At 72.3% G+C, this 23,384-nt stretch carries 25 protein-coding genes; 12 read left to right on the forward strand and 13 right to left on the reverse strand.

What is annotated here, in order from left to right:
• Nucleotides 1-79 precede the first annotated feature (79 nt).
• The gene (locus AC07DC_RS37540) at nt 80-1,069 is read left to right on the forward strand and encodes an NAD-dependent epimerase/dehydratase family protein (RefSeq protein ID WP_478919197.1); all 990 of its coding nucleotides are present in this window, start codon (nt 80-82) and stop codon (nt 1,067-1,069) included.
• A gap of 189 nt (nt 1,070-1,258) precedes the next feature.
• On the forward strand, nt 1,259-2,323 hold the full coding sequence (locus tag AC07DC_RS37545) for an SIS domain-containing protein (RefSeq protein WP_478919198.1): 1,065 nt from the start codon (nt 1,259-1,261) through the stop codon (nt 2,321-2,323).
• A gap of 17 nt (nt 2,324-2,340) precedes the next feature.
• Here the strand turns inward: AC07DC_RS37545 and AC07DC_RS37550 are convergent, their stop codons facing one another.
• The 6 genes from AC07DC_RS37550 to AC07DC_RS37575 all read right to left on the reverse strand — a co-directional run bounded on the left by AC07DC_RS37550 (nt 2,341) and on the right by AC07DC_RS37575 (nt 7,043).
• A complete protein-coding gene (locus AC07DC_RS37550; RefSeq protein WP_478919199.1) occupies nt 2,341-3,576 on the reverse strand; it encodes an RNA polymerase sigma factor in 1,236 nt (411 codons plus the stop codon).
• On the reverse strand, nt 3,576-3,929 hold the full coding sequence (locus tag AC07DC_RS37555) for a YciI family protein (RefSeq protein WP_478919200.1): 354 nt from the start codon (nt 3,927-3,929) through the stop codon (nt 3,576-3,578). Before AC07DC_RS37555 ends, AC07DC_RS37550 begins: the two co-directional genes overlap by 1 nt.
• Before the next feature lie 109 nt (nt 3,930-4,038).
• Nucleotides 4,039-4,767 carry a TetR/AcrR family transcriptional regulator gene (locus AC07DC_RS37560; RefSeq protein WP_478919201.1) on the reverse strand — a complete coding sequence of 243 codons (729 nt, stop codon included), beginning with the start codon at nt 4,765-4,767 and terminating at the stop codon, nt 4,039-4,041.
• A gap of 76 nt (nt 4,768-4,843) precedes the next feature.
• Nucleotides 4,844-5,170, reverse strand: a complete 327-nt coding sequence (locus AC07DC_RS37565) for a nuclear transport factor 2 family protein (protein ID WP_478919203.1) — start codon at nt 5,168-5,170, stop codon at nt 4,844-4,846.
• 113 nt (nt 5,171-5,283) lie between these two features.
• Entirely contained in the window at nt 5,284-6,180 is an 897-nt protein-coding gene (locus AC07DC_RS37570; RefSeq protein ID WP_478919204.1) for an SDR family oxidoreductase, read from the reverse strand.
• 107 nt (nt 6,181-6,287) lie between these two features.
• Nucleotides 6,288-7,043 (reverse strand): SDR family oxidoreductase, encoded by a 756-nt coding sequence (locus tag AC07DC_RS37575; protein ID WP_478919205.1) that lies wholly within the window; start codon nt 7,041-7,043, stop codon nt 6,288-6,290.
• A gap of 190 nt (nt 7,044-7,233) precedes the next feature.
• On the opposite strand from AC07DC_RS37575, the gene AC07DC_RS37580 reads away from it, so the two are divergent.
• Complete coding sequence (locus AC07DC_RS37580) at nt 7,234-8,733, forward strand: SDR family oxidoreductase (protein ID WP_478919207.1); 1,500 nt, start codon at nt 7,234-7,236, stop codon at nt 8,731-8,733.
• A 92-nt stretch (nt 8,734-8,825) separates the two neighbouring features.
• On the opposite strand, the gene AC07DC_RS37585 is transcribed toward AC07DC_RS37580, so the two are convergent.
• Nucleotides 8,826-9,290 (reverse strand): pyridoxamine 5'-phosphate oxidase family protein, encoded by a 465-nt coding sequence (locus AC07DC_RS37585; protein WP_478919209.1) that lies wholly within the window; start codon nt 9,288-9,290, stop codon nt 8,826-8,828.
• A gap of 211 nt (nt 9,291-9,501) precedes the next feature.
• On the opposite strand from AC07DC_RS37585, the gene AC07DC_RS37590 reads away from it, so the two are divergent.
• Complete coding sequence (locus AC07DC_RS37590) at nt 9,502-10,155, forward strand: cysteine hydrolase family protein (RefSeq protein WP_478919210.1); 654 nt, start codon at nt 9,502-9,504, stop codon at nt 10,153-10,155.
• A 94-nt stretch (nt 10,156-10,249) separates the two neighbouring features.
• Here the strand turns inward: AC07DC_RS37590 and AC07DC_RS37595 are convergent, their stop codons facing one another.
• On the reverse strand, nt 10,250-10,744 hold the full coding sequence (locus AC07DC_RS37595; protein WP_478919212.1) for a Rieske (2Fe-2S) protein: 495 nt from the start codon (nt 10,742-10,744) through the stop codon (nt 10,250-10,252).
• Between the two features lie 78 nt (nt 10,745-10,822).
• Nucleotides 10,823-12,997, reverse strand: coding sequence for a prolyl oligopeptidase family serine peptidase (locus tag AC07DC_RS37600; protein ID WP_478919214.1), 2,175 nt, complete (start codon nt 12,995-12,997; stop codon nt 10,823-10,825).
• A gap of 100 nt (nt 12,998-13,097) precedes the next feature.
• Between AC07DC_RS37600 and AC07DC_RS37605 the strand changes: the two genes are divergently transcribed.
• The 6 genes from AC07DC_RS37605 (at nt 13,098) to AC07DC_RS37630 (ending at nt 17,412) form a co-directional block, all read left to right on the forward strand.
• Nucleotides 13,098-13,919, forward strand: coding sequence for a HipA family kinase (locus tag AC07DC_RS37605; protein ID WP_478919215.1), 822 nt, complete (start codon nt 13,098-13,100; stop codon nt 13,917-13,919).
• Nucleotides 13,916-14,314 carry a DUF3037 domain-containing protein gene (locus AC07DC_RS37610; protein ID WP_478919217.1) on the forward strand — a complete coding sequence of 133 codons (399 nt, stop codon included), beginning with the start codon at nt 13,916-13,918 and terminating at the stop codon, nt 14,312-14,314. The genes AC07DC_RS37605 and AC07DC_RS37610 overlap by 4 nt, the downstream gene beginning before the upstream one ends.
• 138 nt (nt 14,315-14,452) lie before the next feature.
• A complete protein-coding gene (gene fabG, locus AC07DC_RS37615; protein WP_478919218.1) occupies nt 14,453-15,214 on the forward strand; it encodes a 3-oxoacyl-ACP reductase FabG in 762 nt (253 codons plus the stop codon).
• A gap of 23 nt (nt 15,215-15,237) precedes the next feature.
• Nucleotides 15,238-16,002, forward strand: a complete 765-nt coding sequence (locus tag AC07DC_RS37620; protein WP_478919220.1) for an SDR family oxidoreductase — start codon at nt 15,238-15,240, stop codon at nt 16,000-16,002.
• Nucleotides 16,003-16,170: 168 nt separating this feature from the next.
• Nucleotides 16,171-16,848 (forward strand): uracil-DNA glycosylase, encoded by a 678-nt coding sequence (gene ung / locus AC07DC_RS37625; protein ID WP_478919290.1) that lies wholly within the window; start codon nt 16,171-16,173, stop codon nt 16,846-16,848.
• A 111-nt stretch (nt 16,849-16,959) separates the two neighbouring features.
• Nucleotides 16,960-17,412, forward strand: a complete 453-nt coding sequence (locus tag AC07DC_RS37630) for a hypothetical protein (protein ID WP_478919291.1) — start codon at nt 16,960-16,962, stop codon at nt 17,410-17,412.
• 16 nt (nt 17,413-17,428) lie between these two features.
• On the opposite strand, the gene AC07DC_RS37635 is transcribed toward AC07DC_RS37630, so the two are convergent.
• A complete protein-coding gene (locus AC07DC_RS37635) occupies nt 17,429-17,866 on the reverse strand; it encodes a hypothetical protein (protein ID WP_478919221.1) in 438 nt (145 codons plus the stop codon).
• Nucleotides 17,867-18,088: 222 nt separating this feature from the next.
• On the opposite strand from AC07DC_RS37635, the gene AC07DC_RS37640 reads away from it, so the two are divergent.
• Nucleotides 18,089-18,988 (forward strand): Gfo/Idh/MocA family protein, encoded by a 900-nt coding sequence (locus tag AC07DC_RS37640; RefSeq protein WP_478919292.1) that lies wholly within the window; start codon nt 18,089-18,091, stop codon nt 18,986-18,988.
• Here AC07DC_RS37640 and lnt read toward each other — a convergent pair.
• The 3 genes from lnt to AC07DC_RS37655 all read right to left on the reverse strand — a co-directional run bounded on the left by lnt (nt 18,960) and on the right by AC07DC_RS37655 (nt 22,214).
• Nucleotides 18,960-20,480, reverse strand: coding sequence for an apolipoprotein N-acyltransferase (gene lnt / locus AC07DC_RS37645; RefSeq protein WP_478919222.1), 1,521 nt, complete (start codon nt 20,478-20,480; stop codon nt 18,960-18,962). The genes AC07DC_RS37640 and lnt overlap by 29 nt on opposite strands.
• A gap of 129 nt (nt 20,481-20,609) precedes the next feature.
• A complete protein-coding gene (locus AC07DC_RS37650; protein WP_478919224.1) occupies nt 20,610-21,209 on the reverse strand; it encodes a histidine phosphatase family protein in 600 nt (199 codons plus the stop codon).
• An 87-nt stretch (nt 21,210-21,296) separates the two neighbouring features.
• A complete protein-coding gene (locus AC07DC_RS37655) occupies nt 21,297-22,214 on the reverse strand; it encodes a hypothetical protein (RefSeq protein WP_478919225.1) in 918 nt (305 codons plus the stop codon).
• 401 nt (nt 22,215-22,615) lie between these two features.
• Here AC07DC_RS37655 and AC07DC_RS37660 point away from each other — a divergent pair, with 401 nt between their 5' ends.
• Nucleotides 22,616-23,356 (forward strand): polysaccharide deacetylase family protein, encoded by a 741-nt coding sequence (locus tag AC07DC_RS37660; RefSeq protein WP_478919226.1) that lies wholly within the window; start codon nt 22,616-22,618, stop codon nt 23,354-23,356.
• Nucleotides 23,357-23,384 lie beyond the last annotated feature (28 nt).

Consider the following 23,384-nt stretch of genomic DNA (forward strand, 5'->3'; position numbering starts at 1 on the left):
GCCGCATTCCGCTGCGGGCGAATTCGCTGTGAGCATGGAACGGTTACCACGAGGGCGGTCCGGGGGCAGGGTGACCGGCATGAGGATTCTGCTGCTGGGTGGGACGGAGTTCGTCGGGCGCGCGGTCGCCGACGCGGCGCTGGAGCGGGGCTGGGAGGTGACGGCGTTTCACCGCGGTCGCCATGAGGCACCGCCGGGGGTCGCGACCCTGCTGGGTGACCGGAATGCGCAGGGCGGTCTGGCGGCGCTGGACCGGGGTGAGTGGGATGTCGTCGCCGACACATGGTCCGGTGCGCCGTCGGCGGTCCGCGACACGGGCCGGCTGCTCGCCGGCCGGGTCGGGAGGTACGCGTACATGTCCAGCCGGTCGGTGTACGAGTTCCCGCCGCCCGCCGGCCTCACCGAGGACGGTCCGGTCGTCGAAGCGTCGCCCGACGACGGCGAGGTGGAGTACGCCCAGGCCAAGCGGGGCGGTGAGTTGGCGGCGCTGGCCGCCTTCGGCGAGCGGGCGTTGCTGCTGCGCGCCGGGCTGATCATCGGGCCCGGGGAGAACATCGGACGGCTGCCGTGGTGGCTGGGGCGGATCGCCCGCGGTGGCAGGGTGCTGGCGCCAGGACCGCGCGACCTGGGGCTGCAGTACATCGACGCGCGCGACCTCGCGACCTGGACCCTGGACGCCCTTGAAAAGGGGCTCGGCGGCCCGTACAACCTGGTGAGCCCGCCGGGGCACACCACGATGGGCGAGCTCCTGGAGACGTGCGTGCGGATCACCGGCTCAGACGCCGAGTTGTGCTGGACCGACCCGGAGCCGATCCTCGCGGCCGGCATCGAGCCGTGGACGGAGCTCCCGGTATGGCTGCCGCCGGGCGAGGTCCAGGACGCCATGCACCGGGCGGACGTCTCCAAGGCGCTCGCCGCGGGACTGCGCTGCCGGCCCGTCGAGGAGACGGTGGCCGACACCTGGACCTGGCTCCGCGCCCTGGGCGGCGAAGCACCGCAGCGGCCCGACCGTCCCACGCTCGGACTGGACCCGGAAAAGGAGGCGAAGGTGCTGCGTCAGGAGACATAGGACGTGCGAGAGAGGCCGTGCGAGAGAGGCGGTGCGCGCGTGGCCCGGGGCGGATCCACTTCTCTTCCGGTGCGACCGACCACGATCGGCGATGGCTCGTCAACTTCCCTACCCGACTCCACCACCGCCGTCCGGCGGCTCCCGTACCTTCCTCCTACGGCGTGGGAACGTACGAAAGGAACCGCGAGGATGTCCGGATCGCGAATTACCTTCCTTCAGGGGCAGGCCGACCAGCCGAACGCGCTGGAGCGGGTGGTCGCGCACGTGCGCGGGCAGTTCGAGGGCGCGGGCCTCGACCGGCTGCGCGGCGCCGAGCGCCCGCTCTTCGCGGGGATCGGTGCCTCGTACGCGGCGCTGGCCGTAGTGGTCGGACTGCTGCGCGCGCAGGGTGTTGTCACGCAGCGGGTGCTCTCCAGCGAGATCGAGAGGGGCACCGCCGGATTCGACGTCGATGTGCTGATCGGGGTGTCGCAGGGCGGCCGCAGTTCGGAGACCATCGCGGCCTTCAAGGAAGCGAACGGCGTGCCGCGCGTCGCTCTCCTGAACGTCCGACCGTCCCCGCTGGGCGAGCTCGCGGACATGACGGTCGACCTCGGCAACGAGCCCGACTCGTACGCTTCGACGATCGGGTTCACCGGAGCCGTCGTCGCCCTGGACCTGATCGCCGCCGCGATGGCGGGCCGGGGCGGCGCGGACGACCCCTGGCACGGCATCGGGACGCTGGCGGCGGCGGTCCGCCGGGACGCGGCGGAGGTGATCGGCCCGCTGCGGGCCCGCGCCGCGCGCCGCGTGGCCGCCGACGTCATCGCGTCAGGAGCCTCACGGGCCTCCGCAGAGGAGGGTGCGCTGCTGCTGCGCGAGGTCGTCCGGATGCCGGCCACCGCCTCCGTCACCAGGAACTATCTGCACGGCGAGATGGAGTCCGCCGGCCGGACGCTGCACGTCGTCTTCGGTGACGGCCGCGAGGTCGCGCTTGCCCGCTCTCTCTCGGGCGCCGGCCACCTCACGCTCCTCGTCACCACGCGACCGGTCGCGGCCGGCGCCGACCTCGGGGTCGTACGACTGCCCGACGCGGCGCCGAGCGTGCGCGTCGTGCTGGAGACCGTCGTCATGCAGGAGTTGGTGGCGGCTCTCAGCAACGAGCGGAACATCTCCATAGAGTCGTTCGTCTTCGCCAACAACGACACGAAGCAGGGCGGCGTGGACCCGGCGGACTTCGCGATCGCCCCGCCGGCACCGCCGGCGATGGACTGAGCGTCGGCGACCACCGATCACAGGTCCGAGCCGAGTTCCTGGTGGCGGCGTTCGAGGAAGTCGTGCTCGGGCCTGTTCTCGGTGAGCGCTGTCGCCGTCTCGTACGCCGACAGCGCCTCGGCGGTGCGGCCCAACCGCCGGAGCAGGTCGGCCCGGACGGCGTGGAACACGTGGTATCCGTCGAGCCTCAGCTCTTCGACGAGAGCGAGCGCGGCTTCCGGACCCTCGACCTCGGCCACCGCGACCGCGCGGTTCAGGGCCACGACGGAGGTCGGGGTGAGCGCCAACAACTGGTCGTAGAGGTACAGGATCTGCCGCCAGTCCGTGGCGGCGGTGCTCGGGGCGTCGCTGTGGACCGCGTTGATCGCCGCCTGGACCTGGTAGGGGCCTGGGCGGCCGCGCCGCAGGCACTGCCGGACGATGGCCTGCCCCTCGGCGATGAGGGCGCCGTCCCACCGTTCACGGTCCTGGTCGGCGAGCGGGATCAGCTCGCCGTCCGGGGTGGAGCGGGCGCGGCGGCGGGACTCGGTGAGCAGCATGAGCGCGAGCAGCCCCATCACCTCGGGCTCGTCCGGCATGAGTTCGGCCAGCAGTCGTCCGAGGCGGAGGGCTTCCGCGCAGAGGTCCTCGCGGACCAGCCGGTCGCCCGAACTCGCCGTGTAGCCCTCGTTGAAGATGAGATAGACGACGGCCAGGACGGCCCGGAGCCGGGCCGGGAGATCGGCCTCGTACGGGACCCGGTAGGGGATCCGCGCATCACGGATCTTGCCCTTGGCCCGCACCAGCCGCTGGGCCATGGTCGGCTCCGGGACCAGGAACGCGTGGGCGATCTCGGCGGTGGTGAGCCCTCCCAGGAGCCGGAGCGTCAGCGCGACCTGCGCTCCGGTGGCGAGCGACGGGTGGCAGCAGGTGAAGATCAGGCGGAGCCGGTCGTCGCGCACGGGGCCCTCCTCGGGCGGTTCGTCGCGGGCGTGCAGCAGAGCGGCCTGGGCATGCCGGTCCTGGCGGGACGCCTCCCGGCGGAGGCGGTCGATCGCCCGGTTGCGCGCGGTGGTGATGATCCAGCCGGCCGGACTCGGCGGCAGCCCGGCGGACGGCCACCGTTCCAGGGCCGTGGTGAACGCGTCCTGGACCGCCTCCTCGGCGATGTCGATGTCGCCGAAGACGCGGACCAGGACCGCCACCGAGCGGCCGTACTCCGCACGGAAGACCCGTTCGATCTCCGGGGCGGGGACGGCCGGCAGGTCGGGCATCAGCCGGTGGCTTCCCCGTAGAAGGGGCGCACCTCGATCGGGAGGGTGGTCGCCCGGGTGCTCTTGCGGCCCCATTCCAGCGCGGCGTCCAGATCGGGCGCCTCGATGATGCACAGGCCGCCGAGATACTCCTTGCCCTCGAGGTACGGGCCGTCGGTGGTGAGCACGTCACCGTCCTGCAGGCGCACCACGGTTGCGGTGCTCGGGGCATGCAGCCCGCCGGCGAAGACCCATGCGCCCGCGGCCTTCAGCTCCTCGTGCAGAGCGTCGAGGTTCCGCATGATCTCCTGCAGAACCTCGGGGGCGGGCGGCTCCCCTTCGGGCTGCATCACGCTGAGCAGGTACTGCGGCATGGTGTCCTCCTAGGTCGTTGCGCCGGCCCCGTGCCGGCTTCTCACTCCCTATACGAACGGCCCGGGCCCGGATCGACACCGCGGCGAGAACATCCGGAGATTTCTGTGACTACCGGTGCTGGGGGGTGTTCGACAGCCGGTCCAGCCATTCGGTCAGCAGGACCGTCTCGGCGACGCTGAGCGTCTGGTCGGGCGACTGGCGCAGCAGCGCGTTCAACCGGCTCGCGGTGGACTGCAGCCGCCCCTCGTCCTGGCCGCCCGCGGAGCTGTCCGCGGCGGCCCGGGGGCCGAACACGTCCGGGGTGAAGATGGACGCGTGCACGGCGTCACGGACGCGGCGCGAGGTGCTCGGGTCGGTGAAGGTCGAGGGCCGGGCGACGAGCATCAGGGCCACGCCGACGTTGGCCGACATCACTATCTGGGCGGCCAGCTCGGGGGCGAGCCGCAGCTTACCCAGTGCCGCCGCCCGCTCCAGGTCCCGGGTGAGGATCTGATGGGACTCCAGCGCCGCGGCCGGCGTGGTGCGCATCGCGGGGGAGTTCATCAACCGGTACAGGTTCGGGTTCTGCAGGGCGAATTCCACGTGGCTGTCCCAGCCGTGGCGCAGGTCCTCGATGGGATCGGCACCGGCGCGGTGCTGCCGCTTGGTCGCCAGGTACTTGTCGAAGCCGTGGTCCACGACGGCCGACAGCAGGCCTTCCTTGTCCCCGAAGTACCGGTAGAGTGCCGGGGCGCCCACCTGCGCGGCCTCGCACACCGCCCGCGTGGACACGTCCCCGTCCGGAGACTCCGCGACCAGGTCGGCCGCCACTTCCAGGATGCGCGCTCGTGTACTCACGAAGGGGACGCTATCAAGCGCGGCGTAGCGATGCTACGTACGGTGGCGGGCTTTCCGCGCGGGGGTCGGCCGGTCGTCATCCGGTGATCCGCATCAGGGATATCCGGTCCCCGGACACCGTGAACGCGAAGTCGGAAGGCCCGTTGAAGCCGTTCCCGCCCACGGTCGCGCTCACGGTGACGGTGTCGCCCGACCGGCGCACCGCCGTGACGTCCAGGCTGACGTCCACGCCGATGAATTCCTTGTCGCTCCACCCCCGGATGGCCTCACGTCCCGTGAAGACGCGGCCCCAGTCGTCGACCGCGCCGTCCGCGGTGAAGCTGTCGAGGAAGTCGTCGGTGACGCCGGAGTTGGCGGCGTCCACCGCGCGCTGGACTGCGGGGTGCAGTTCGGTCGTGGCCATGGTGTTCTCCTGTTCCGGTACGGGGTGAACGGGTGCGAGCGGGGGCGGGGCCGGGGTCCGATGCGCCGGCCGGACGGGGCCGGTCCCATGGTCTCCGCGCTCGCGCCGGGGTGCTACTTGGCGGTGTGGGGGCCGAGGAGGTCGCCGAGGCCGATCCGGGTGAGGAATGCGGCGCGGATGCGGTCGGCGACCGCACTGACTTCTTCGGCGCCGTCGTCCGCGGGGTCCACATGGACGCGGAAGGGCCGCGTGCCGTGCGGGGCGTTGACCACGTCGACGATGGCGTCGGCGACCTGGGAGACATCGGCATCGGCCGGGGCGAGGGCGGCCAGTCGCTGGGAGACCTGGTCCATGAGGCCTGCGTAGTGCTCCTCGTAGGCGTCGACGGTGGCCTGCTCGGCGGGGTGCCCGCCGGTGGCGAAGTGGTTGGTGCCCGAGGTGAAGGCGCCGGGGACGACGATGGAGGTCTCGATGTTGAAGCGGGCCAGTTCGGCGGCGTAGCTCACGGCGAGAGAGTCCATGGCGGCCTTCGCGGCGAAGTACGGGGCGAGGTAGGGCGGGGTGCCGCCGCGGGTGCTGGTGGAACCTATCCACAGGACGAGGCCGTTGCGCCGGGCTCGCAGGTGCGGCAGAGCGGCGCGGTTGACGCGCTGGGTGCCGAGCACGTTGGTGTCGTAGACGGCGGCGAGCTCTTCGGGAGTGAAGGCTTCGGTGGGGCCGGTGACCATGTGGCCGGCGTTGTGGATGATGACGTCCAGGGTGCCGGCCTCGGCCAGGACGGTGGCGACGGCGGCGTCGGCGGACTCCTGGGAGAGGACGTCGAGTTCGACGGTGCGCAGGTCCGCCTGGTGTTCGGTGGCGTACTGCCGGGCCTGGGCGACACGGTCGGCGTTACGCCCCGTGGTGTTGCGCATGGCGGCGTAGACGGTGTGGCCTGAGCGGGCCAGCGCCCGTGCGGCCAGGGCTCCGAAACCGGAACCGGCTCCCGTGATGACGATGGTCTTGCCCATGACAGAACTCCTCGGTCGGTCGAGCGCGATAAGGCGGCGGGAAAAGCAGGCGTGATCGGTGTTGGGGACGGCTCGGGCGGGCGGCGGGCGGCAGGCCGGGGCGTCGGTCAGACGATGCCGCCGTTGGCCCGGATGACCTGGCCGTTCACCCAGCGGGCGGGTCCGGCGAGGAAGGAGACGACCTCGGCGATGTCCTGCGGGGAACCGAGGCGCTCCAGCGGCGCCTGGGCGGCCATCTTCGCGATGGTCTCCTCGTCCTTGCCGTCCAGGAACAGGGCGGTGGCGGTCGGTCCTGGGGCCACGGCGTTGACGGTGATGTCCCGGCCGCGCAGCTCCCGGGCCAGGATCAGGGTCATGGCCTCGACGGCGCCCTTGGTGGCGGCGTAGGCGGTGTAGCCCGGGATGGCCAGCCCCACCACGGAGCTGGAGAAGTTGATGATCGCGCCACCGCCGCGCAGCCGGCGGGCGGCCTGCTGGTCGACGACGAAGGTGCCGCGGATGTTCGTGCGGTGCATGCGGTCCAGGGCGTCCAGGTCCGTGTCGACCAGGGGCGCCAGCGTCATGACGCCCGCCGCGTGCACGACGACGTCGACTCCGCCGAAGGTGCTCTCGGCGGTGTCGAAGAGGGCCGAGACGGCGACCTCGTCGGCGACGTCCGCACGGTGGGCGACCGCCTGTCCGCCGGCGGCGGTGATGGCCGACACTGTCGCTTCGGCCTCGGTCCGGTTGCCCGCGCAGTTGATGACGACGGCGAAACCGTCGGCGGCCAGCCGCTCGGCGCTCTCCCGGCCGATCCCGCGGGACCCTCCGGTGACGATCGCCACCCGGATCGAAGGGCTTGAGGTGGTGGTCTGCTCGCTCATGACGGTGCTCCCTGATGCGGATTCTGATGCGGTTCCTGATTCGGTCGGGAGGGCGTCCTCCGCAACCTGACAACAGCAACGCTAACACCAAAGAAGTAGCAGTGCTACCCCACAACGTAGCGCCGTTACGCCGACCCTGTCGGATCCCGGTCCGCTGTGATCGCCCCCGCCAGCCGGGTAGGGATCTCGCATGCCCGAAGTCGAGAGCCCCCGCCGCTGCCTGGTCACCGGAGCCACCGGATACATCGGTGGCCGGCTCGTGCCGGAACTGCTCGATGCCGGATATGCCGTCCGCTGCCTCGCCCGGACGCCGGACAAGCTCCGGGACTACCCCTGGGCCGATCGGGTCGAGACGGTCCGGGGCGATGTGACGGACGCGGACTCGCTGCGCCACGCCTTCGAGGGCGTGCACATCGCGTACTACCTGGTGCACGCGCTGGGCACCGGTCGCGGCTTCGAGGAGACCGACCGCCGTGCCGCCCGGCTCTTCGCCGAGCAGGCCCGCGCCGCCGGAGTCCGGCGCATCGTCTACCTGGGCGGGCTGACACCGGGTGGGGTCCCCGAGTCGGAACTCTCCCCGCATCTGCGCTCCCGCACCGAGGTGGGACGCATCCTGCTCGGCTCGGGGGTGCCGACCGCCGTCCTGCGGGCCGCCGTGATCATCGGCTCGGGTTCTGCCTCCTTCGAGATGCTGCGCTATCTCACCGAACGGTTGCCGCTGATGGTCACCCCGAGCTGGGTCAGGACCCGCATCCAGCCGATCGCCGTCCGTGACGTACTGCGCTGCCTCGTCGGCGCCGCCGGTCTGCCGCCCGACGTCAGCCGTTCATTCGACATCGGCGGCCCGGACGTTCTCACCTACCGCGGCATGATGCGGCGGTACGCGGCCGTCGCCGGACTCCCGCGGCGGGTGATCCTCCCCGTACCGGTCCTGACGCCGGGCCTGTCCAGCCACTGGATCGGGCTCGTCACCCCCGTACCGAGCTCCATCGCCCGCCCGCTCACCGAGTCACTGCGGCACGAAGTGGTGTGCGAGGAGAACGATCTGGCGCGCTACGTGCCCGATCCGCCCACCGGACGGATCGGGTTCGACGACTCCGTGCGCCTGGCGCTCAAACGGCTGCGGGACGCCGACGTCCCCACCCGCTGGTCGTCCGCCGCGGTGCCCGGAGCCCCCAGCGACCCGTTGCCCACGGACCCCGACTGGGCGGGCGGCAGCCTGTACACCGACCGGCGCGAACGCACGGTGGACGCTTCGCCGGACGCGCTGTGGCGGGTGATCGAGGGCATCGGCGGCGAGAACGGCTGGTACTCCTTCCCGCTCGCCTGGGCCGTACGGGGTTGGCTGGACCGGCTCGCCGGCGGCGTCGGGCTGCGCCGGGGCCGCCGCGACACCGCGCGGCTGCGGGTCGGGGACTCGCTGGACTTCTGGCGGGTCGAGGCGATCGAACCCGGCCGGCTGCTGCGGCTGCGTGCCGAGATGCGGCTGCCCGGCCTGGCCTGGCTGGAACTGTCGGTGGACCACGACGACGCGGGCGCCACGCTCTTCCGCCAGCGCGCGCTGTTCCATCCGCACGGACTGGCCGGGCAGCTCTACTGGTGGAGCGTGGCGCCGTTCCACTCGGTGGTCTTCGGCGGCATGGCCCGCAACATCTCCGAGGCGGCGGCGCGCGGGCCCGGTCGGAAGTAACGCCGCCCGCACCGCCCGCCCGCCCCGCACCCGCCCCCGCACCGCGCCCGCCCGGAAGGCCTGCCGCCCTTCCGCCCTCCCGGCCTGCGGTTCTACTGCGGAATCTTGCTGAAGTCCCAGGAGGCCATCCGGTCCGGCGTGAGCCGCAGCCAGGCGTGGCGGCCGTCGTGCGGCATGCTGTCGAGCCCGAAGTTCTTGGCAGAGAAGAGCCGCTCGGGAGTGGCGAGTTCGGGGACGGGCTCACCGGTGCGGGGCGCCTCGCCGATGAATTCCACGGTTCCGGAGAGCTCGATACCGCGCAGTTCCCCGTACTCCACTCCGTCGTCGATCACGACCGAGACGCGGGGATCGCGCAGCAGGTCGGTCCAGCGCTGGCTGCGGACGATGGAGTAGAGCCAGAGCGATGTGCCGTCCCAGGCGAACCAGAGGGCGCCGACGTGGGGCCGGCCGTCCTTGGAGACGGTCGCCACGCGGCAGGTGCGCTGCTCCGCGAGGAAGGCGTCGACCTCGTGCGGGGTCATCATGATTCTGCGGCCCCGCCGCTGAATGACGGCCATGAGTCGAGCACCTCCACTATCTGACTGTGTGTCAGAAATAATGGGGGACGGCGGCCCGGCCGTCCAGTGGTGGCCCGCGGGAACGTCCCGCTCGCGCCGCCTCGCGAGGGTACGCCTCTTCCTACCTGACGATCCGTCAATTACTGTCAGCCCTCGTCATCGTCCGTACTCCGTTGTAGTCCGTCGATGTCCGTCGTACGAAGGGGCAGTCATGGCGCCGAGCGACCGGCTTGTGGAACTGCTGGACCCGGCGGTCACCGCCGTACTGACCGTGGAGTGCCAGCGCGGCGTCGTCGGAGCGGACAGCGCGCTGCCGGAACTCGCCGCGGAGGCCCGGGATTCCGGGGCACTGGGCAATGTGGCACGGCTTGTCGGCGGCGCCCACGAGGTGGGCGCCGCCGTCCTGCACGCCATCGCCGAACGCCGCCCGGACGGGCGCGGCGCCAACCACAACGCGCGGCTCTTCCGTGCCGCCGGGCGGCTGCCCGTGCAGCAACTGTCCGGCACGCCCGCCGTCCGGCTCGCCGACGGGATCCCGCTCGCCGACAGCGACCTGGTCGTACGGCGGCTGCACGGGCTGTCGCCGATCGCCGGAACCGACGTGGACGCCCTGCTGCGCAACCTGGGCTGCCGCACCCTGATCGTCACCGGGGTCTCCGCGAACATCGCGATCCCCAATGCCGTCTTTGACGCCGTCAACCTGGGGTACCAGGTCGTGGTTCCCGCCGACGCCATCGCTGGGGTGCCCCGCGAGTACACCGAGGCCGTCGTCCGCCACACCCTCGCGCTCGTCTCCACGGTCAGCGCGACCGACGACATCCTCGCCTGCTGGAAGCGGCAGGGGCAGCGAGCCGGAAAGCCGTAGCCGTACAGCCATGCTGCCGCAGCCGAAGTGGCCGCGGCAGCACGACAACGGCAAACGGCACCACCGCCGTCCGGCTCGGCCCTGCCCGCTGCGGTCAGCCCAGCTGCAACGAGCTGCCGGCGACGGTGACCTTGGCGGCGGCCAGCGGCTTGGTCGCGGGGCCGTTCGCGACGCTGCCGTCCGCGATTTTGAACTTGCTGCCGTGGCACGGGCAGTTGATGGTGCCGTCCGCCACCTCGCTCACCGCACAGCCCTGGTGCGTGCACACCGCGGAGAACGCCTTGAAGTCACCGGCGGTCGGCTGGGTGACGACCACCTTCTGGTCCGCGAAGATCTTTCCACCGCCCACCGGGATGTCCGAGGTCTTGGCCAGGGCCTCACCGCCGTCCGCGCCCGGGGTGGTGGGGGCCGTCGCCGGGGAGCCGCCCGGGGCCGAGGACTGCGCCGGGGTCGTGCCCGTCGGGGTGTCACTGGCCTTCGTGTCCGATCCGCCGCACGCGGTCAGAGCGGCGATGAGACCCACGCCGCCCGCCGCGGCGACCATCGTGCGGCGGGTCGGAGCCGCGGGAATACCGGAGGTGTCGGTCATGTGGCACTTCCTGTCGGTCGGAGGAGCCGGGTGGCGCAGGAGAGGCCACCCGGTGGGCGTGATGCCGCGCCCGCCCGGTCATACGCAGAGATCCTCCGGCGCGTTCAAAGCCGTCCGAAGGAATTCCAGCTGGTGTCGCAGCAGATTCGCGACGGTGGTCTCGTCGGTCGGCATGTGGGACGTCCCCGACAGCGGCAGCACCTGGTGCGGGCGGCCCGCAGCGAGCAGCGCCGCCGACAGCCGCAGGGTGTGCGCGACCACGGCGTTGTCGTCCGCCAGGCCGTGCACCAGCAGCAGGGGACGGCGCAGCGCGGCGGCGTCCCCGATCGGCGACGAGCGGCGGTAGTTCTCCGGCTCCTCGTCCGGATGGCCGAGGAACCGCTCCTTCCAGTGCGTGTCGTAGAGCCGCTGATCGGTGACCGGCGCGCCCGCCACGGCCGCGTGGAAGACATCCGGCCTGCGCATGACGGCGGCGGCCGCCAGCGAGCCGCCGTAGGACCAGCCGCGGATGGCGACCCGGTCCAGATCCAGCTCCACCCCGGCGCCCGGGCCGGAACCCGGCCGCCGGCAGTGCTCGGCCGCCGCGTGCAGCGCGGCGACCTGGTCCTCGATCACCGGATCCAGGGTGTTGCCGTGGATCGCCTTCTCCCAGGCCGGACCCCGCCCCGGGGTGCCGCGGCCGTCCGCGACCACCACCGCGAATCCGGCCTCGGCGAACCACTGCGCCTCGCACAGCCACCAGTGCCTGGCCCGGGTCACCAGCTGCAGCCCCGGACCGCTGTACGGCGCCAGCAGTACCGGCAGTTTCCGCGAACCGGGCACATGACCCGTCGGCAGCAGCAGCGCGGTGCGCACCTCACGCTCGCCGGACCGGAGCCAGCTGACCCGGGGTGTCAGACGGGGCGTCGCGGCGAGCGAGGCGATGTGGCCGGCCGGCTCGCCGTCGCGCAGCACCGTCACCGTGTGGCCGTCCATGGTGTGGCTGTGCAGGACGACGACCGGTCCGCCGAACGCGGCCGTGTGCACCCCGGGGCCGTCGGAGAGCCGCACGAAGCCGCCGTCCGGGTCGTAGCGCCAGACGTGCACCTCGGTGGGCTCCTCGCTCGCACGGAACAGCACCCGTTGGCCGTCGATGCCCAGCACCCCGTGGAGCTGGAGGCCCGGCGGGGTGCTCGCGCCGTGGACCCGCAGTTCCCTGGTGCCGGCACGCTCGCGGCTCAGCACCGGGGACCCGCAGGCCAGGCGCGCCGGAGTGCCGGGGACCAGTTCCACCCAGTGCCGGTCCCGGCGCAGATGCACGTGCGCCGTCCGGCCGGTGTCCGGGTCGACCTCGAAGACGTCGAGGTTCCGCTGGTCGCGGCTCTGCAGGGTGATCAGCGGACCGTGCGCGTCCCACAGCGCGGCGGCCAGGTACTCGAAGGCGTCCCGGTCCCAGCCGACCTCGGTGCGCCGGCCGTCGAGTCCCACGACCCACAGCGTGACGTCCGCGTTGGCGGTGCCCGCGGCGGGATAGGCGATCTCACGGGGCGGCAGCTGCGGCTGCGCCGGGTCGGACAGGAACCAGCGCCGCACGGGGGCGGTGTCCACCCGGGCCACCAGCAGACGGGTGCCGTCCGGCGCCCACCAGAAGCCCCGGTGGCGGTCCATCGACTCCGCCGCGACGTGCTCCGCCAGCCCGTAGGTGACCTCCGCTTCCGTCGGACCCTCCGGCTCGGCCAGCCGCCGGTCGGTGCCGTCCGTCAGGTCGACCACGTGCAGCGCCCCGCCGGTCACATAGGCGACGTACCGACCCGCCGGGTCCGGGCGCGGATCGACGACGGGTCCCGCGGTGGGCACCGGGCGCGGCGCGGAGCCGTCGGTGCCCACCACCCAGAGGCGCCCGTCGAGGGCGAAGACGGCGGTGCGTACGGCCGCGTCGGTGGCGTACCCGACGACGCCGTTCGCGCGCTCCCGGGCCCGCTCGCGCCGGATCCGCTCCGCCTCGGGAACGTCGCCCGCCCCGGCGTCCAGCAGCTCGGGTCCGGCGAGCAGTGACTCCGTTCCGTCCTGCCACAGCCACAGGCAGCTGTTGCGGTCCTCGCCGCCCCGGGTCCGCAGGAACAGCACCCGCGCGCCGTCCGGGGAGACGGTGAAGGCGCGCGGGACGCCGAGCGAGAAGCGCTGGGTGCGGGCGATCTGGCCGGGGAATGCGGCTGCGTCTTCAGGCGTGTTGGACGAGGCGGTGTCCTCGGGCATGGTCATGGAGGAGTTCATGGGCAGACACTGACAGCCGAAGCACGGCCCCGGTACCCGATTGATCGCCGGTCGTGGTCGTGGTCGCGGTCGCCCGGCGCCGCGCAAGTAGCCTGGTGCGATGCTCACAGAGGTAACAGGGATCCGCTACGTGACGCCCTTGCGCGAGGGCGGCTCGGTGCCGGGGGTGGTCGAGGCCGACGACCTCGGCACGTACGTCGTGAAGTTCACCGGCGCGGCGCAGGGCCGCAAGGCGCTGGTCGCCGAGATCGTGGCGGGCGAGCTGGCCCGCCGGCTGGGGTTGCGCGTCCCCGAACTCGTCCGGTTCCAGTTCGATCCGGTGATCGGGCTCGGCGAGCCCGATGCGGAGATCCAGGACCTGCTCAAGGCCAGCGGCGGACTCAACCTGGGGATGGACTTCCTGCCGGGCTCGCTCGGATTCGACCCGCTGGTCTTCGAGATCGACCCGGTCGAGGCCGGCCGCATCGTCTGGTTCGACGCCCTGATCGGCAACGTGGACCGGTCCTGGCGCAACCCCAACCTGCTGATCTGGCACCAGGACCTCTGGCTCATCGACCACGGCGCCTCGCTGATCTGGCACCACAACTGGAAGACCGCCGAGCAGGCGTCGGCGAAGCCGTTCGACGCCGCCGACCACGCGCTGTCCCGCTTCTCGCCCGACCCGGCGGCCGCCGCGGCCGAGCTGGCGCCGAAGGTCACTGAGGAGCTGCTGCGGGAGGTCACTGCGCTGGTTCCCGACGAGTGGCTGGCCGAGGAGCCCGGCTTCGACGGTCCCGACGAGGTGCGCAGGGCGTACGAGCGGGTGCTGCTCGCCCGCGCGGTCTCCGTGCACGAGCGGATCATCCTGGTGGCGGGGCAGAAGCAGAAGCAGGAAGCGCCGACCTGGCTGCGCACCTGGGTGGACGGGAAGGCCGCGAAGTGACCGGATACCGGGACAGTGGCCGGGATGTGTTCGAGTACGCGCTGGTGCGCGTCGTACCGCGGATCGAGCGCGGCGAGATGATCAACGCGGGGGTGCTGGTCTACTGCCGCGCGAAGTCGTTCGTCGGGGCGCGGATCCACCTCGACGAGGCGCGGCTGCGCTGTCTCGACGAGGGCGTGGACGTCGAAGGGGTGCGCGCCGCGCTGCGCGGGTACGAAGGTGTGTGCGAGGGCGGGGAGCAGGCCGGACAGGCGGCCGGCGACGACCCGGGACGGCGTTTTCGCTGGCTCACGGCGCCGCGCAGCACGGTCGTGCAGCCCGGTCCGATCCACACCGGGCTCACCGCGGACCCCGAGGCCGAGGTGGACCGGCTGCTGGGTCTCCTGGTGCGCTGAAACACACTCGTGAGGGGTTCCGTTGACAGCGGGTCACAGGCCTCCTACGGTTTCGACATCTAACCTACTAAGCGGTTGCTCAGTGTGGAGTCCGTGCGGGATTCCGGGCGGCACCGCATCTGAGGGCAAGGAGACTGCATGTCCACGACCGAGCAGCGCGTCGCGATCGTGACCGGGGCCGCGCGCGGGATCGGCGCCGCCACCGCCAAGCGGCTGGCGGCCGAGGGCCGCGCCGTCGCCGTACTCGACCTCGACGAGGGTGCCTGCAAGGAGACCGTCGAGCAGATCACCGCCGACGGCGGCAGGGCGCTCGCGGTCGGCTGCGACGTGTCGGACGAGGCGCAGGTCGAGGCGGCGGTGGCCCGCGTCGCCGAGGAGCTGGGCGCGCCGACCATCCTGGTGAACAACGCGGGTGTGCTCCGCGACAACCTGCTGTTCAAGATGAGCGTGACCGACTGGGACACCGTCATGAACGTGCACCTGCGGGGCGCCTTCCTGATGTCCCGCGCGGTGCAGAAGCACATGGTGGCGGCCAAGTTCGGCCGGATCGTCAACCTGTCGTCGAGCTCCGCGCTCGGCAACCGCGGCCAGGTCAACTACTCGGCCGCCAAGGCCGGTCTGCAGGGCTTCACCAAGACGCTGGCCTTCGAGCTCGGCAAGTTCGGCGTCACCGCCAACGCCGTGGCCCCCGGCTTCATCGTCACCGACATGACCGCCGCGACGGCCGCCCGGATCGGCATGGGCTTCGAGGAGTTCCAGGCCGCCGCCGCGACCCAGATCCCCGTCCAGCGGGTCGGCAACCCGGACGACATCGCCAACGCGATCGCCTTCTTCACCGGTGAGCAGGCCGGCTTCGTCTCCGGCCAGGTCCTGTACGTGGCCGGCGGCCCGCTCAACTGACGCGCATCGGAGATCTGAGCACCATGACACGTGAGATTCGCACCGACAGCGGCAAGGTCGCCCTCGTCACCGGCGCCAGCCGCGGCATCGGCTACGGCATCGCCGAGGCCCTCGTGGCCCGCGGCGACCGCGTCTGCATCACCGGCCGCAACGAGGACGCGCTCAAGGAGGCCGTCGAGAAGCTCGGCGCCGACCGGGTGATCGGCGTGGCCGGCAAGGCGCACGACGAGGCCCACCAGGCCGTCGCCGTCGAACGCACCATGGAGGCGTTCGGCCGCGTCGACTTCCTGGCGAACAACGCCGGTACGAACCCGGTCTTCGGCCCGATCGCCGAACTCGACCTGAACGTCGCGCGCAAGGTCTTCGAGACCAATGTGATCTCCGCGCTCGGCTTCGCCCAGCAGACCTGGAAGGCCTGGCAGAAGGAGAACGGCGGGGCGATCGTCAACATCGCCTCGGTCGCCGGTCTCGCCCCGTCGCCCTTCATCGGCGCCTACGGCATCAGCAAGGCCGCCATGGTCAACCTGACGATCCAGCTCGCCGCCGAGATGGCGCCGGGCGTGCGGGTGAACGCCATCGCCCCGGCGGTGGTCAAGACGAAGTTCGCCGCGGCGCTCTACGAGGGCCGCGAGGAGGAGGCCGCCGCGGGCTACCCGCTCAAGCGGCTGGGCGTCCCGGAGGACATCGGCGGCGCCGCCGCCTTCCTCCTCTCCGACCAGGCCGGGTGGATCACCGGCCAGACCCTCGTCGTGGACGGCGGGTTGTTCCTGCACGCGGGCGTCGCCTGAGCCTCGCGAGCGAGCCGGGTCCGGGCTTCGGCCCGGGCCCGGCTCAGCCGTTTCCGCTCGCGTCACCGGCGGTCGCGTCGAGCACCCGGGGAGGGCGTTGTCAGTGGCTCCCGGTACGTTCTGAGTCCAGTAACGGATCGCGTACCGGAGGTTCCTGACGTGCCCAGCATGCTGCCCGACTCCTGGCAGGACGTCCTCGGCGAGGAGTTGGACAAGCCGTACTTCAAGCAGCTCACCGACTTCGTGGAGGCCGAGCGGGCCACGCACAGGATCTTCCCGCCCCGGGACGAGGTCTTCGCGGCTCTGGAGGCCACGCCCTTCGACAAGGTGAAGGTGCTGATCCTCGGCCAGGACCCGTACCACGGCGAGGGGCAGGGGCACGGGCTGTGCTTCTCGGTGCGGCCGGGCGTCAGGACGCCGCCGTCGCTGCGGAACATCTTCAAGGAGATGCAGGAGGAACTCGGCCACCCGGTACCGGACAACGGCTACTTGATGCCGTGGGCCGAGCAGGGCGTCCTGCTGCTCAACGCGGTGCTGACAGTGCGCGAGGGCGAGGCGAACTCGCACAAGAGCAAGGGCTGGGAGAAGGTCACCGACGCGGTCATCAAGGCCGTCTCCGACCGGTCGGATCCGGCGGTCTTCGTGCTGTGGGGCAACTACGCCAAGAAGAAGCTCCCGCTGATCGACACGGAGCGGCACACGGTCATCCAGGGCGCGCATCCCTCACCGCTCTCCGCGAAGCTCTTCCTCGGCAGCCGGCCCTTCACGCAGATCGACGAGGCGGTCAAGGCACAGGGCCACGAGCCGATCGACTGGCGCGTCCCCGACCTCGGTGTCCGCGCCTGACCGGGTTTGCGGGACCCTGCGGCTAGCGTCATCAGGATCAGCGGGAATGGGGCGCAGGAGGCGGCAGTGACGGATCAGGAACAGGGTTGGGGCGTCGGCCAAGACGCGGTCATGACGCGGATCGGCCAGGTCATGATGCTGCTGCACGGCGGCGACCGTGAAGAGGCGAGGACCCGGTTCGGTGACCTGTGGGAGGAGATCGGCGAGGACGGCGATCCCCTCCACCGCTGCACGCTCGCGCACTTCATGGCCGACACCCAGGACGATCCCGAGGACGAACTGGAGTGGGACCTGCGGGCCCTGCGAGCGGCGGAGGGTCTCTCCGACGAACGCACGGGCCGCCCTCACCAATCCCTCGCCGTACGGGGCATCTATCCGTCGCTGCACCTGAACCTCGCCGCCGACTACCTGAAGGTGGGAGAGCAGGAGCTGGCCCGCAACCACCTCGTCCGGGCCAGAAGCGCCTCGGGGGCGCTGGGTGACGACGACTACGGCGACGGCCTGCGGGCCGCCATCGGCCGGATGGAGCTGAGGCTGCAAGGCTCCGGTCACCGATGGAGCTGAAGGTCGGCGCCTGCGGTCACCGGCCGTAGGACTCGTGACAGATACGGGAGGCGTCGCTGTCCTTGGCCCAGCCGCCGTAGGTCTCGCCCAGCGCGCAGACCCCCGCCCCGCCGGGCAGTGACGCGGCCGGGCGGGGGTGCGCAGCGGCCTTGCCGACGGGCCCGGGATCGCGCCGGGCCGCCGCCGGGTGGTGCGCCCGGTGGTGGCGCCGAACGGGCTCCGGCGGCGCCGTCGCGGCGGAGGTCTCCGGGTCGGAGGCCGGTTCCGCCGGTACGGTCGCGAGCGACTGATGGTCCGGCTGCCGGACGACCGTCCGGTCCTGCGGGAGCGGGAGCGGGAAGACCGGCAGGGCCGGCGCCGACGAGGGAGTGGGGGCGGGCTGCTGGGCCACCGTCGTACACCCGGTGACGGCCGAGGCCGCCGCAATGAGCACTACTGCTGCTAAATGACGCATTCGGGCAACTCTGCCGGTCGGCGGCACCGTTGGGTATTCCCCGCAGGAGTGACGCGGAGTGACACCGCCGGCCGACGGCTCCGGCAGGCCCCGTATGCTGCCAGAACACGTCAGACCTGTCGCCGCGGCGACGCGGGCCCCACGGGCGCGGCAGCGGCGACAGGCGCGGTAGGAGCGGTAGCAGCAGAACGGGAGAGGTTCATGGGATCCGGCAACGCCCCCCTGAAAATCGGGGTGATCGGCCTCGGCGACATCGCCCAGAAGGCGTACCTGCCGGTGCTCGCCGCCCAGCCGGGGCTCGAAGTGCACCTGCACACCCGGACCCCCGCCACCCTGGACCGGGTCGGTGACACCCACCGGCTGCCGCACCGGCACACCAGCCTGGACGCCCTGATCGGACAGGGGCTCGACGCCGCCTTCGTGCACGCGCCCACCGACCGGCACGTCGAGATCACCGAAGCGCTGATCGAAGCCGGCGTCCCGGCCTATGTCGACAAGCCGTTCGCTCCCGACCTCGCCGGCGCGCGGCACCTCGTGAACCTCGCCGAGCAGCGCCGCGTCAGCCTGATGGCCGGCTTCAACCGCCGTTACGCGCCGGGCTACGCCCAGTGCGCGGACCACCCGCGCGACCTGATCCTGATGCAGAAGAACCGGGTCGGGCTCGCCGAGGAACCCCGCTCCGTGGTGTTCGACGACTTCATCCACGTCGTCGACACGCTGCGCTATCTCGCGCCCGGCCCCATCCAGCACACCGACGTCCGCGCCAAGGTCGTCGACGGGCTGCTGCACCACATCGTCCTGCAGCTGTCCGGCGCCGGATTCAGCGCCATCGGCACGATGAACCGCATGAGCGGCTCCACCGAGGAGATCCTCGAAGTGAGCGGCGACGACACCAAGCGCCAGGTCGTCAACCTCGCCGAAGTCATCGACCACAAGGGCCAGCCGACCGTGCGCCGCCGCGGCGACTGGGTTCCGGTCGCCCGCCAGCGCGGCATCGAGCAGATCATCCTGGCCTTCCTGGACGCGGTGCGCAGCGGCAAGCTGCTCGACGCCCAGGACGCGCTGCGCACTCACGAACTGTGCGAGCAGATCGTCACCGCGGTGGCCGAGCAGTCCGCCTGACGCGCAACGTGACCTCGTACCCCAGGGCCAGCAGGACGAACACCAGCGCGAGGTGCGGCACCCAGTCGCCGAACCGGGCGTACGGGCTGCTGCCCTCCGACAGAGGCACCTGGTAGACCGCCGCCGTGCCGGCGCTGGTGCCCAGCCAGGAGCCCACCGGCCGCCCCTGGGCGTCGTAGACCGCGCTCACCCCGGTCAGGGTGGCGTGCACCATCGGACGCCAGGTCTCCGCGGCCCGCAGCGCGGCGAGCGAGGCGTGCTGCGGCGGCGCCCAACTGCCCTGGAACGACGAGGTGGACGACTGCGCCACCAGCAACTGGGCCCCGGCGTCCGCCAGATGCCGGCTCATGTCGGGGAAGGCGGACTCGAAGCACACCAGCGGCCCGAGGCGCAGCTGCCCGGCCGTCATGACCACCTGGTGGTCGCCGCGCCGGCGGTCCTCGCCGGCCGCCTTGCCGACGGATGTGGCCCAGCCCAGTACCGAGCGGAACGGGATGTACTCGCCGAACGGCACCAGACGCATCTTGTCGTAGCTCTCGCCGGTGACGCCGTCCGCTCCGACCAGCACCGACGTCTTGGAGATACCGCGCCCGTCGGCCCGGACCGCGTCCACGTTCACCAGGACGTCCGCGTCGACCTCGCGGGCGAGTGCGGCGAGCCGGTTGGCGAGGTCGGGACGGGACGACAGGTCGAAGCCGACGCTGCTCTCGCCCCACACCACCAGGTCCACCCGCTGCCCGGCCAGCGTGCGGGTCAGCTCCTCCTCGCGGTCGAACCGCGCCTGCGCCCCCTCGATCACCCCCGGCTGCACCACCGCGATCCGTACCGTCCCGTCCCGGTCCGGTACCGGCGCGACCAGCCACACGGCGGTCGCGCCGACCGCCGTGGCGGCCAGCGCGGCGACGGCCGGGGCGCGTGCGGCGGGCACCGCGATCAGCGCCGCCACCGCCGTGTTCACCGTCACGACCAGCACGGTGATCAGCCAGACGCCGCCGACCGACGCCAGCCGCAGCGCCGGAGCGACCTGCCACTGGCTGGCTCCCAACAGCCCCCACGGTCCGCCCAGGTACTGCCAGGAGCGCACCAGCTCGACCATCAGCCATCCGCACGGGGCCAGCACCAGGGCGGCGGCCAGCCGCCGCGGGCCGGGCTGCCCGCCCAGCGTCCGCCGCAGCAGCCACCCCCACGGCGCCCACAGGGCCCCGAGCAGCAGGGCCAGCACGACGAGGAAGACGTTGAGGCTGGGCAACAGCCAGTTGTGCACGGCCAGCATGAAGCCGGCGCCGCCGAGCCAGCCGTCGAGCGCGGCGCGGCGGCCGGTCGGCGCGGAGCGCGCGAGCAGGATCCACGGCACCAGGGCCACGTACGCCAGCCACCACAGCGAAGGCGCGGGGAAGGCCAGCGCGGGCAGCGCGCCCGCCGCGGCCGCGGCGACGCCGCGTACCCACGGCGAGGTGAGGCGGGATACCTGCCGGTCGGCTGTCACCGTCATACCCGCTCCCTAGTGAGTGCTTCGCCTCAGTGTCGGGGGTGCGGGTCCTCGTGCACAGAGGGCGACATGCCGATGACCCGGCGTGTCCCGGTGCCGTCCGGCCCACCGGGGATGGTTGCCCGGCGGCGGTCAGGGCATGCGGTTCCACGATACGAGAACCGGATGGCCGTGCTCGGTGCCGATCCGGCTGGTGGTCCCGGTGGCCAGCTGGAACAGGGCGCCGGCCGCCGGGGGGAGTCCCAGCCGACGGGCGGTCAGGACCCGCAGGAAGTGGGCGTGGGCCACCAGGACGATGTCGCCGTCGTCCCCGAAGTCGCGGAATGCCTCGTCCACCCGGGCGAGCACCCGGTCGGCGCGCGCGCCGACCTCCTCCGGCAGCTCGCCGGGGTGCCCGGGAGCGCCGGGGGGCACGCCGTCGGTCCACAGGTTCCACTCCGGCCGCGTCCGGTGGATCTCGTTCGTGCTGATGCCCTCGTAGCCGCCGTAGTCCCACTCGTGCATGTCGGGATCCTGCTCGGCGTTGCCGAGGCCCGCGAGCTCGGCGGTGTGCACCGCGCGCGTCAGCGGGCTGGTGAGGGCGAGCGAGATCCTGAACTTCGCCAGCAGGGGTGCCAGACCGCGCGCCTGCTCCTCGCCCCGGGCCGTGAGCGGCAGGTCGGTGTAGCTGGTGTGCTGCCCCGACGCGCTCCACTCGGTCTCGCCGTGCCGGACCAGGATCAGTTCACCCATGGCGGGTCCCTCTTCTCTTTCCGTGCTCAACCCACGCGACGCTACGCCCAGCCGACGCGCGCCCGCGCATCCCCCTCCGCTGTCGTGTCAGCTTCCGGTGGGGGTGAGCGCGGCCGCCGGCTCCGCTGCTTCGGCGCCCTCCGGCTGTCCGTACCAGGCGACCGCCACCGCGCCCGCCACGGCCAGGACGAAGCCGACGCCCGCCATCCAGCCGAACCCCTCACGGGAGGTGTCGCCGAGCCAGACCACGCCGAGGATGCCCGGGACCACGGTCTCGCCGACCACCAACGCGGCGGTGGCGCCGTTGATCGAGCCGATCTGCAGGGCCACCGTGTGCAGGTACATGCCGCCGATGCCGGCGACCAGGATCGCGTACAGGGCGGGGTCCGCCAGCAGCGTCGGGAGGTCGAACGGGTCCACGCCGTCCAGTACCCGCACGCCGACGCCGAGGGCGCCGAAGCCCAGCCCGGACAGCAGACCGGCCAGGATGGCGCCGCGTGCGCCGAGGCGGCGCACCAGCAGGCTGCCGGCCCCGATGATCGTCACGGCGGCCACCAGCAGCCACCAGTGGGTGGCGCGCGGGGTGTGGCCGCTGCCCTCGGGGCCCGCGGCCGTGGCCAGCAGCACCAGGGCCGAGCAGACGACGCCGATGGAGAGCCACTCGGGACGGCTCAGCCGGATGCCGAGCATCTTGATGCTCAGCACCGCGGTGATCACCAGGTTGGCGCTGATCACCGTCTGCGAGAGGAACAGCGGCAGCAGCCGCGCCGCCAGCGCCCCGAGCGCGAAGCCGATGAAGTCGAGCACCGTGCCGAGCATGAACTCCCATGTCACGGCGGCCTTGGCGGTGGAGGACAGGCTCGGTCCGCCGTGCTGGGTGGTGCCCGTGGTGGAGGCGGCCGCCGCCTCGCGCCGGGCGGACCTGCGTGATCCCACGGCCTGCAGGACCGACCCCGTGCCGTAGCAGGCCGATGCCGCGACGGCTGTCAGAAGGCCGATGTACACCAAGAGCTCCGTTCCCGTACCGCTTCGTACCACCGTGTCGTGCCGCGGAGATCATCTCCTCCGGTCTACTGGACGCGCTCCGGGGGGCGAAAGTTCCGTAAACCGGGCGCCAGGTGTCCAGTCGCCGCGCCGACACTCCGGCTCCGGGATCTTCCGCCGCCACAGCGCCGGTCACATCGTATGGTCATCAGAATTGGCTGGCAGTGGCCGGACAAGCGCGTTGTGGATCATGTGCGGGGGAACGGATGTCGCTGGGTCGCCGGGTGGTCTTCACAGCCGTGGCGGGCGGATTTCTGGCGGGCTGCGCCTCCTCGCCGGCCCCCGCCCAGCTGTCGCCGGACCCGCCGTCCACGCCGCCTCCGCCGGGCCCGGGTCCCGGTGCGGCCCGAACGCCGCCCCCCGTGACGCCCTCGCCCACGGCGGCGGGCCACCGGGCGACCCGGGCCGCGACCGTCGCCCGCTACGGCCGGCTGGCCCCCACCTGCTGGGGTTTCACCGCTCCCGGGGTGGTCACCAAGCTGCCGTCCTCCGCCGGACGGGCGATTGCGCTGACCTTCGACGCGTGCGGGGGACCGGGTGGCGGCGGCTACGACCGGGAGCTGATCGACCTGCTGCGGGTGCGCAAGATGCCCGCGACGCTCTTCCTCAACGCGCGCTGGATCGACGCCAACCGCGGCCACTTCGAACAGCTCGCGAGCGATCCGCTCTTCGAGATCGCCAATCACGGCACGCGCCACCGGCCGCTGTCGGTGTCCGGCCGGTCCGCGTACGGCATCGCCGGGACGCGCGACGCGGGGGAGGTCTTCGACGAGGTCGCCGGGAACCGGGACAAGCTCACCGCCCTGCTCGGACATCCGCCGCGGTTCTTCCGCTCCGGCACCGCGTACTGCGACGACGTCGCGGCGCGCATCGTCGCCGAACTGGGGGAGCGGTTCGCCGGTTTCGGCGTCAACGCCGACGCCGGGGCGACGTTCACCCCCGCCCAGGTGCACCGCGCCGCGCTCACGGCGACCGCCGGGTCGATCGTCATCGGCCATATGAACCACCCCGTGGGCGGCACGGCCGAGGGCCTGGCCCGCGCCCTTCCCGAGCTGCTCGCGGCCGGTCACCGGTTCGTCCGGCTCTCGGACGCCGTGCACTGAGGACGCGGTGCACTGAGGGCGGCGTGCG

The sequence above is a fragment of the Streptomyces sp. NPDC045021 genome (genome assembly GCF_056432645.1).

Excerpts from the sequence above, each read along its gene's own strand:
- AC07DC_RS37540 (WP_478919197.1), top strand. The coding sequence starts at position 80 with ATGAGGATTCTGCTGCTGGGTGGGACGGAGTTCGTCGGGCGCGCGGTC.
- AC07DC_RS37545 (WP_478919198.1), top strand. The coding sequence starts at position 1,259 with ATGTCCGGATCGCGAATTACCTTCCTTCAGGGGCAGGCCGACCAGCCG.
- AC07DC_RS37550 (WP_478919199.1), bottom strand. The coding sequence starts at position 3,576 with ATGCCCGACCTGCCGGCCGTCCCCGCCCCGGAGATCGAACGGGTCTTC.
- AC07DC_RS37555 (WP_478919200.1), bottom strand. The coding sequence starts at position 3,929 with ATGCCGCAGTACCTGCTCAGCGTGATGCAGCCCGAAGGGGAGCCGCCC.
- AC07DC_RS37565 (WP_478919203.1), bottom strand. The coding sequence starts at position 5,170 with ATGGCCACGACCGAACTGCACCCCGCAGTCCAGCGCGCGGTGGACGCC.
- AC07DC_RS37570 (WP_478919204.1), bottom strand. The coding sequence starts at position 6,180 with ATGGGCAAGACCATCGTCATCACGGGAGCCGGTTCCGGTTTCGGAGCC.
- AC07DC_RS37575 (WP_478919205.1), bottom strand. The coding sequence starts at position 7,043 with ATGAGCGAGCAGACCACCACCTCAAGCCCTTCGATCCGGGTGGCGATC.
- AC07DC_RS37580 (WP_478919207.1), top strand. The coding sequence starts at position 7,234 with ATGCCCGAAGTCGAGAGCCCCCGCCGCTGCCTGGTCACCGGAGCCACC.
- AC07DC_RS37585 (WP_478919209.1), bottom strand. The coding sequence starts at position 9,290 with ATGGCCGTCATTCAGCGGCGGGGCCGCAGAATCATGATGACCCCGCAC.
- AC07DC_RS37590 (WP_478919210.1), top strand. The coding sequence starts at position 9,502 with ATGGCGCCGAGCGACCGGCTTGTGGAACTGCTGGACCCGGCGGTCACC.
- AC07DC_RS37595 (WP_478919212.1), bottom strand. The coding sequence starts at position 10,744 with ATGACCGACACCTCCGGTATTCCCGCGGCTCCGACCCGCCGCACGATG.
- AC07DC_RS37600 (WP_478919214.1), bottom strand. The coding sequence starts at position 12,997 with ATGAACTCCTCCATGACCATGCCCGAGGACACCGCCTCGTCCAACACG.
- AC07DC_RS37605 (WP_478919215.1), top strand. The coding sequence starts at position 13,098 with ATGCTCACAGAGGTAACAGGGATCCGCTACGTGACGCCCTTGCGCGAG.
- fabG (WP_478919218.1), top strand. The coding sequence starts at position 14,453 with ATGTCCACGACCGAGCAGCGCGTCGCGATCGTGACCGGGGCCGCGCGC.
- AC07DC_RS37620 (WP_478919220.1), top strand. The coding sequence starts at position 15,238 with ATGACACGTGAGATTCGCACCGACAGCGGCAAGGTCGCCCTCGTCACC.
- ung (WP_478919290.1), top strand. The coding sequence starts at position 16,171 with ATGCTGCCCGACTCCTGGCAGGACGTCCTCGGCGAGGAGTTGGACAAG.
- AC07DC_RS37630 (WP_478919291.1), top strand. The coding sequence starts at position 16,960 with ATGACGCGGATCGGCCAGGTCATGATGCTGCTGCACGGCGGCGACCGT.
- AC07DC_RS37635 (WP_478919221.1), bottom strand. The coding sequence starts at position 17,866 with ATGCGTCATTTAGCAGCAGTAGTGCTCATTGCGGCGGCCTCGGCCGTC.
- lnt (WP_478919222.1), bottom strand. The coding sequence starts at position 20,480 with ATGACGGTGACAGCCGACCGGCAGGTATCCCGCCTCACCTCGCCGTGG.
- AC07DC_RS37650 (WP_478919224.1), bottom strand. The coding sequence starts at position 21,209 with ATGGGTGAACTGATCCTGGTCCGGCACGGCGAGACCGAGTGGAGCGCG.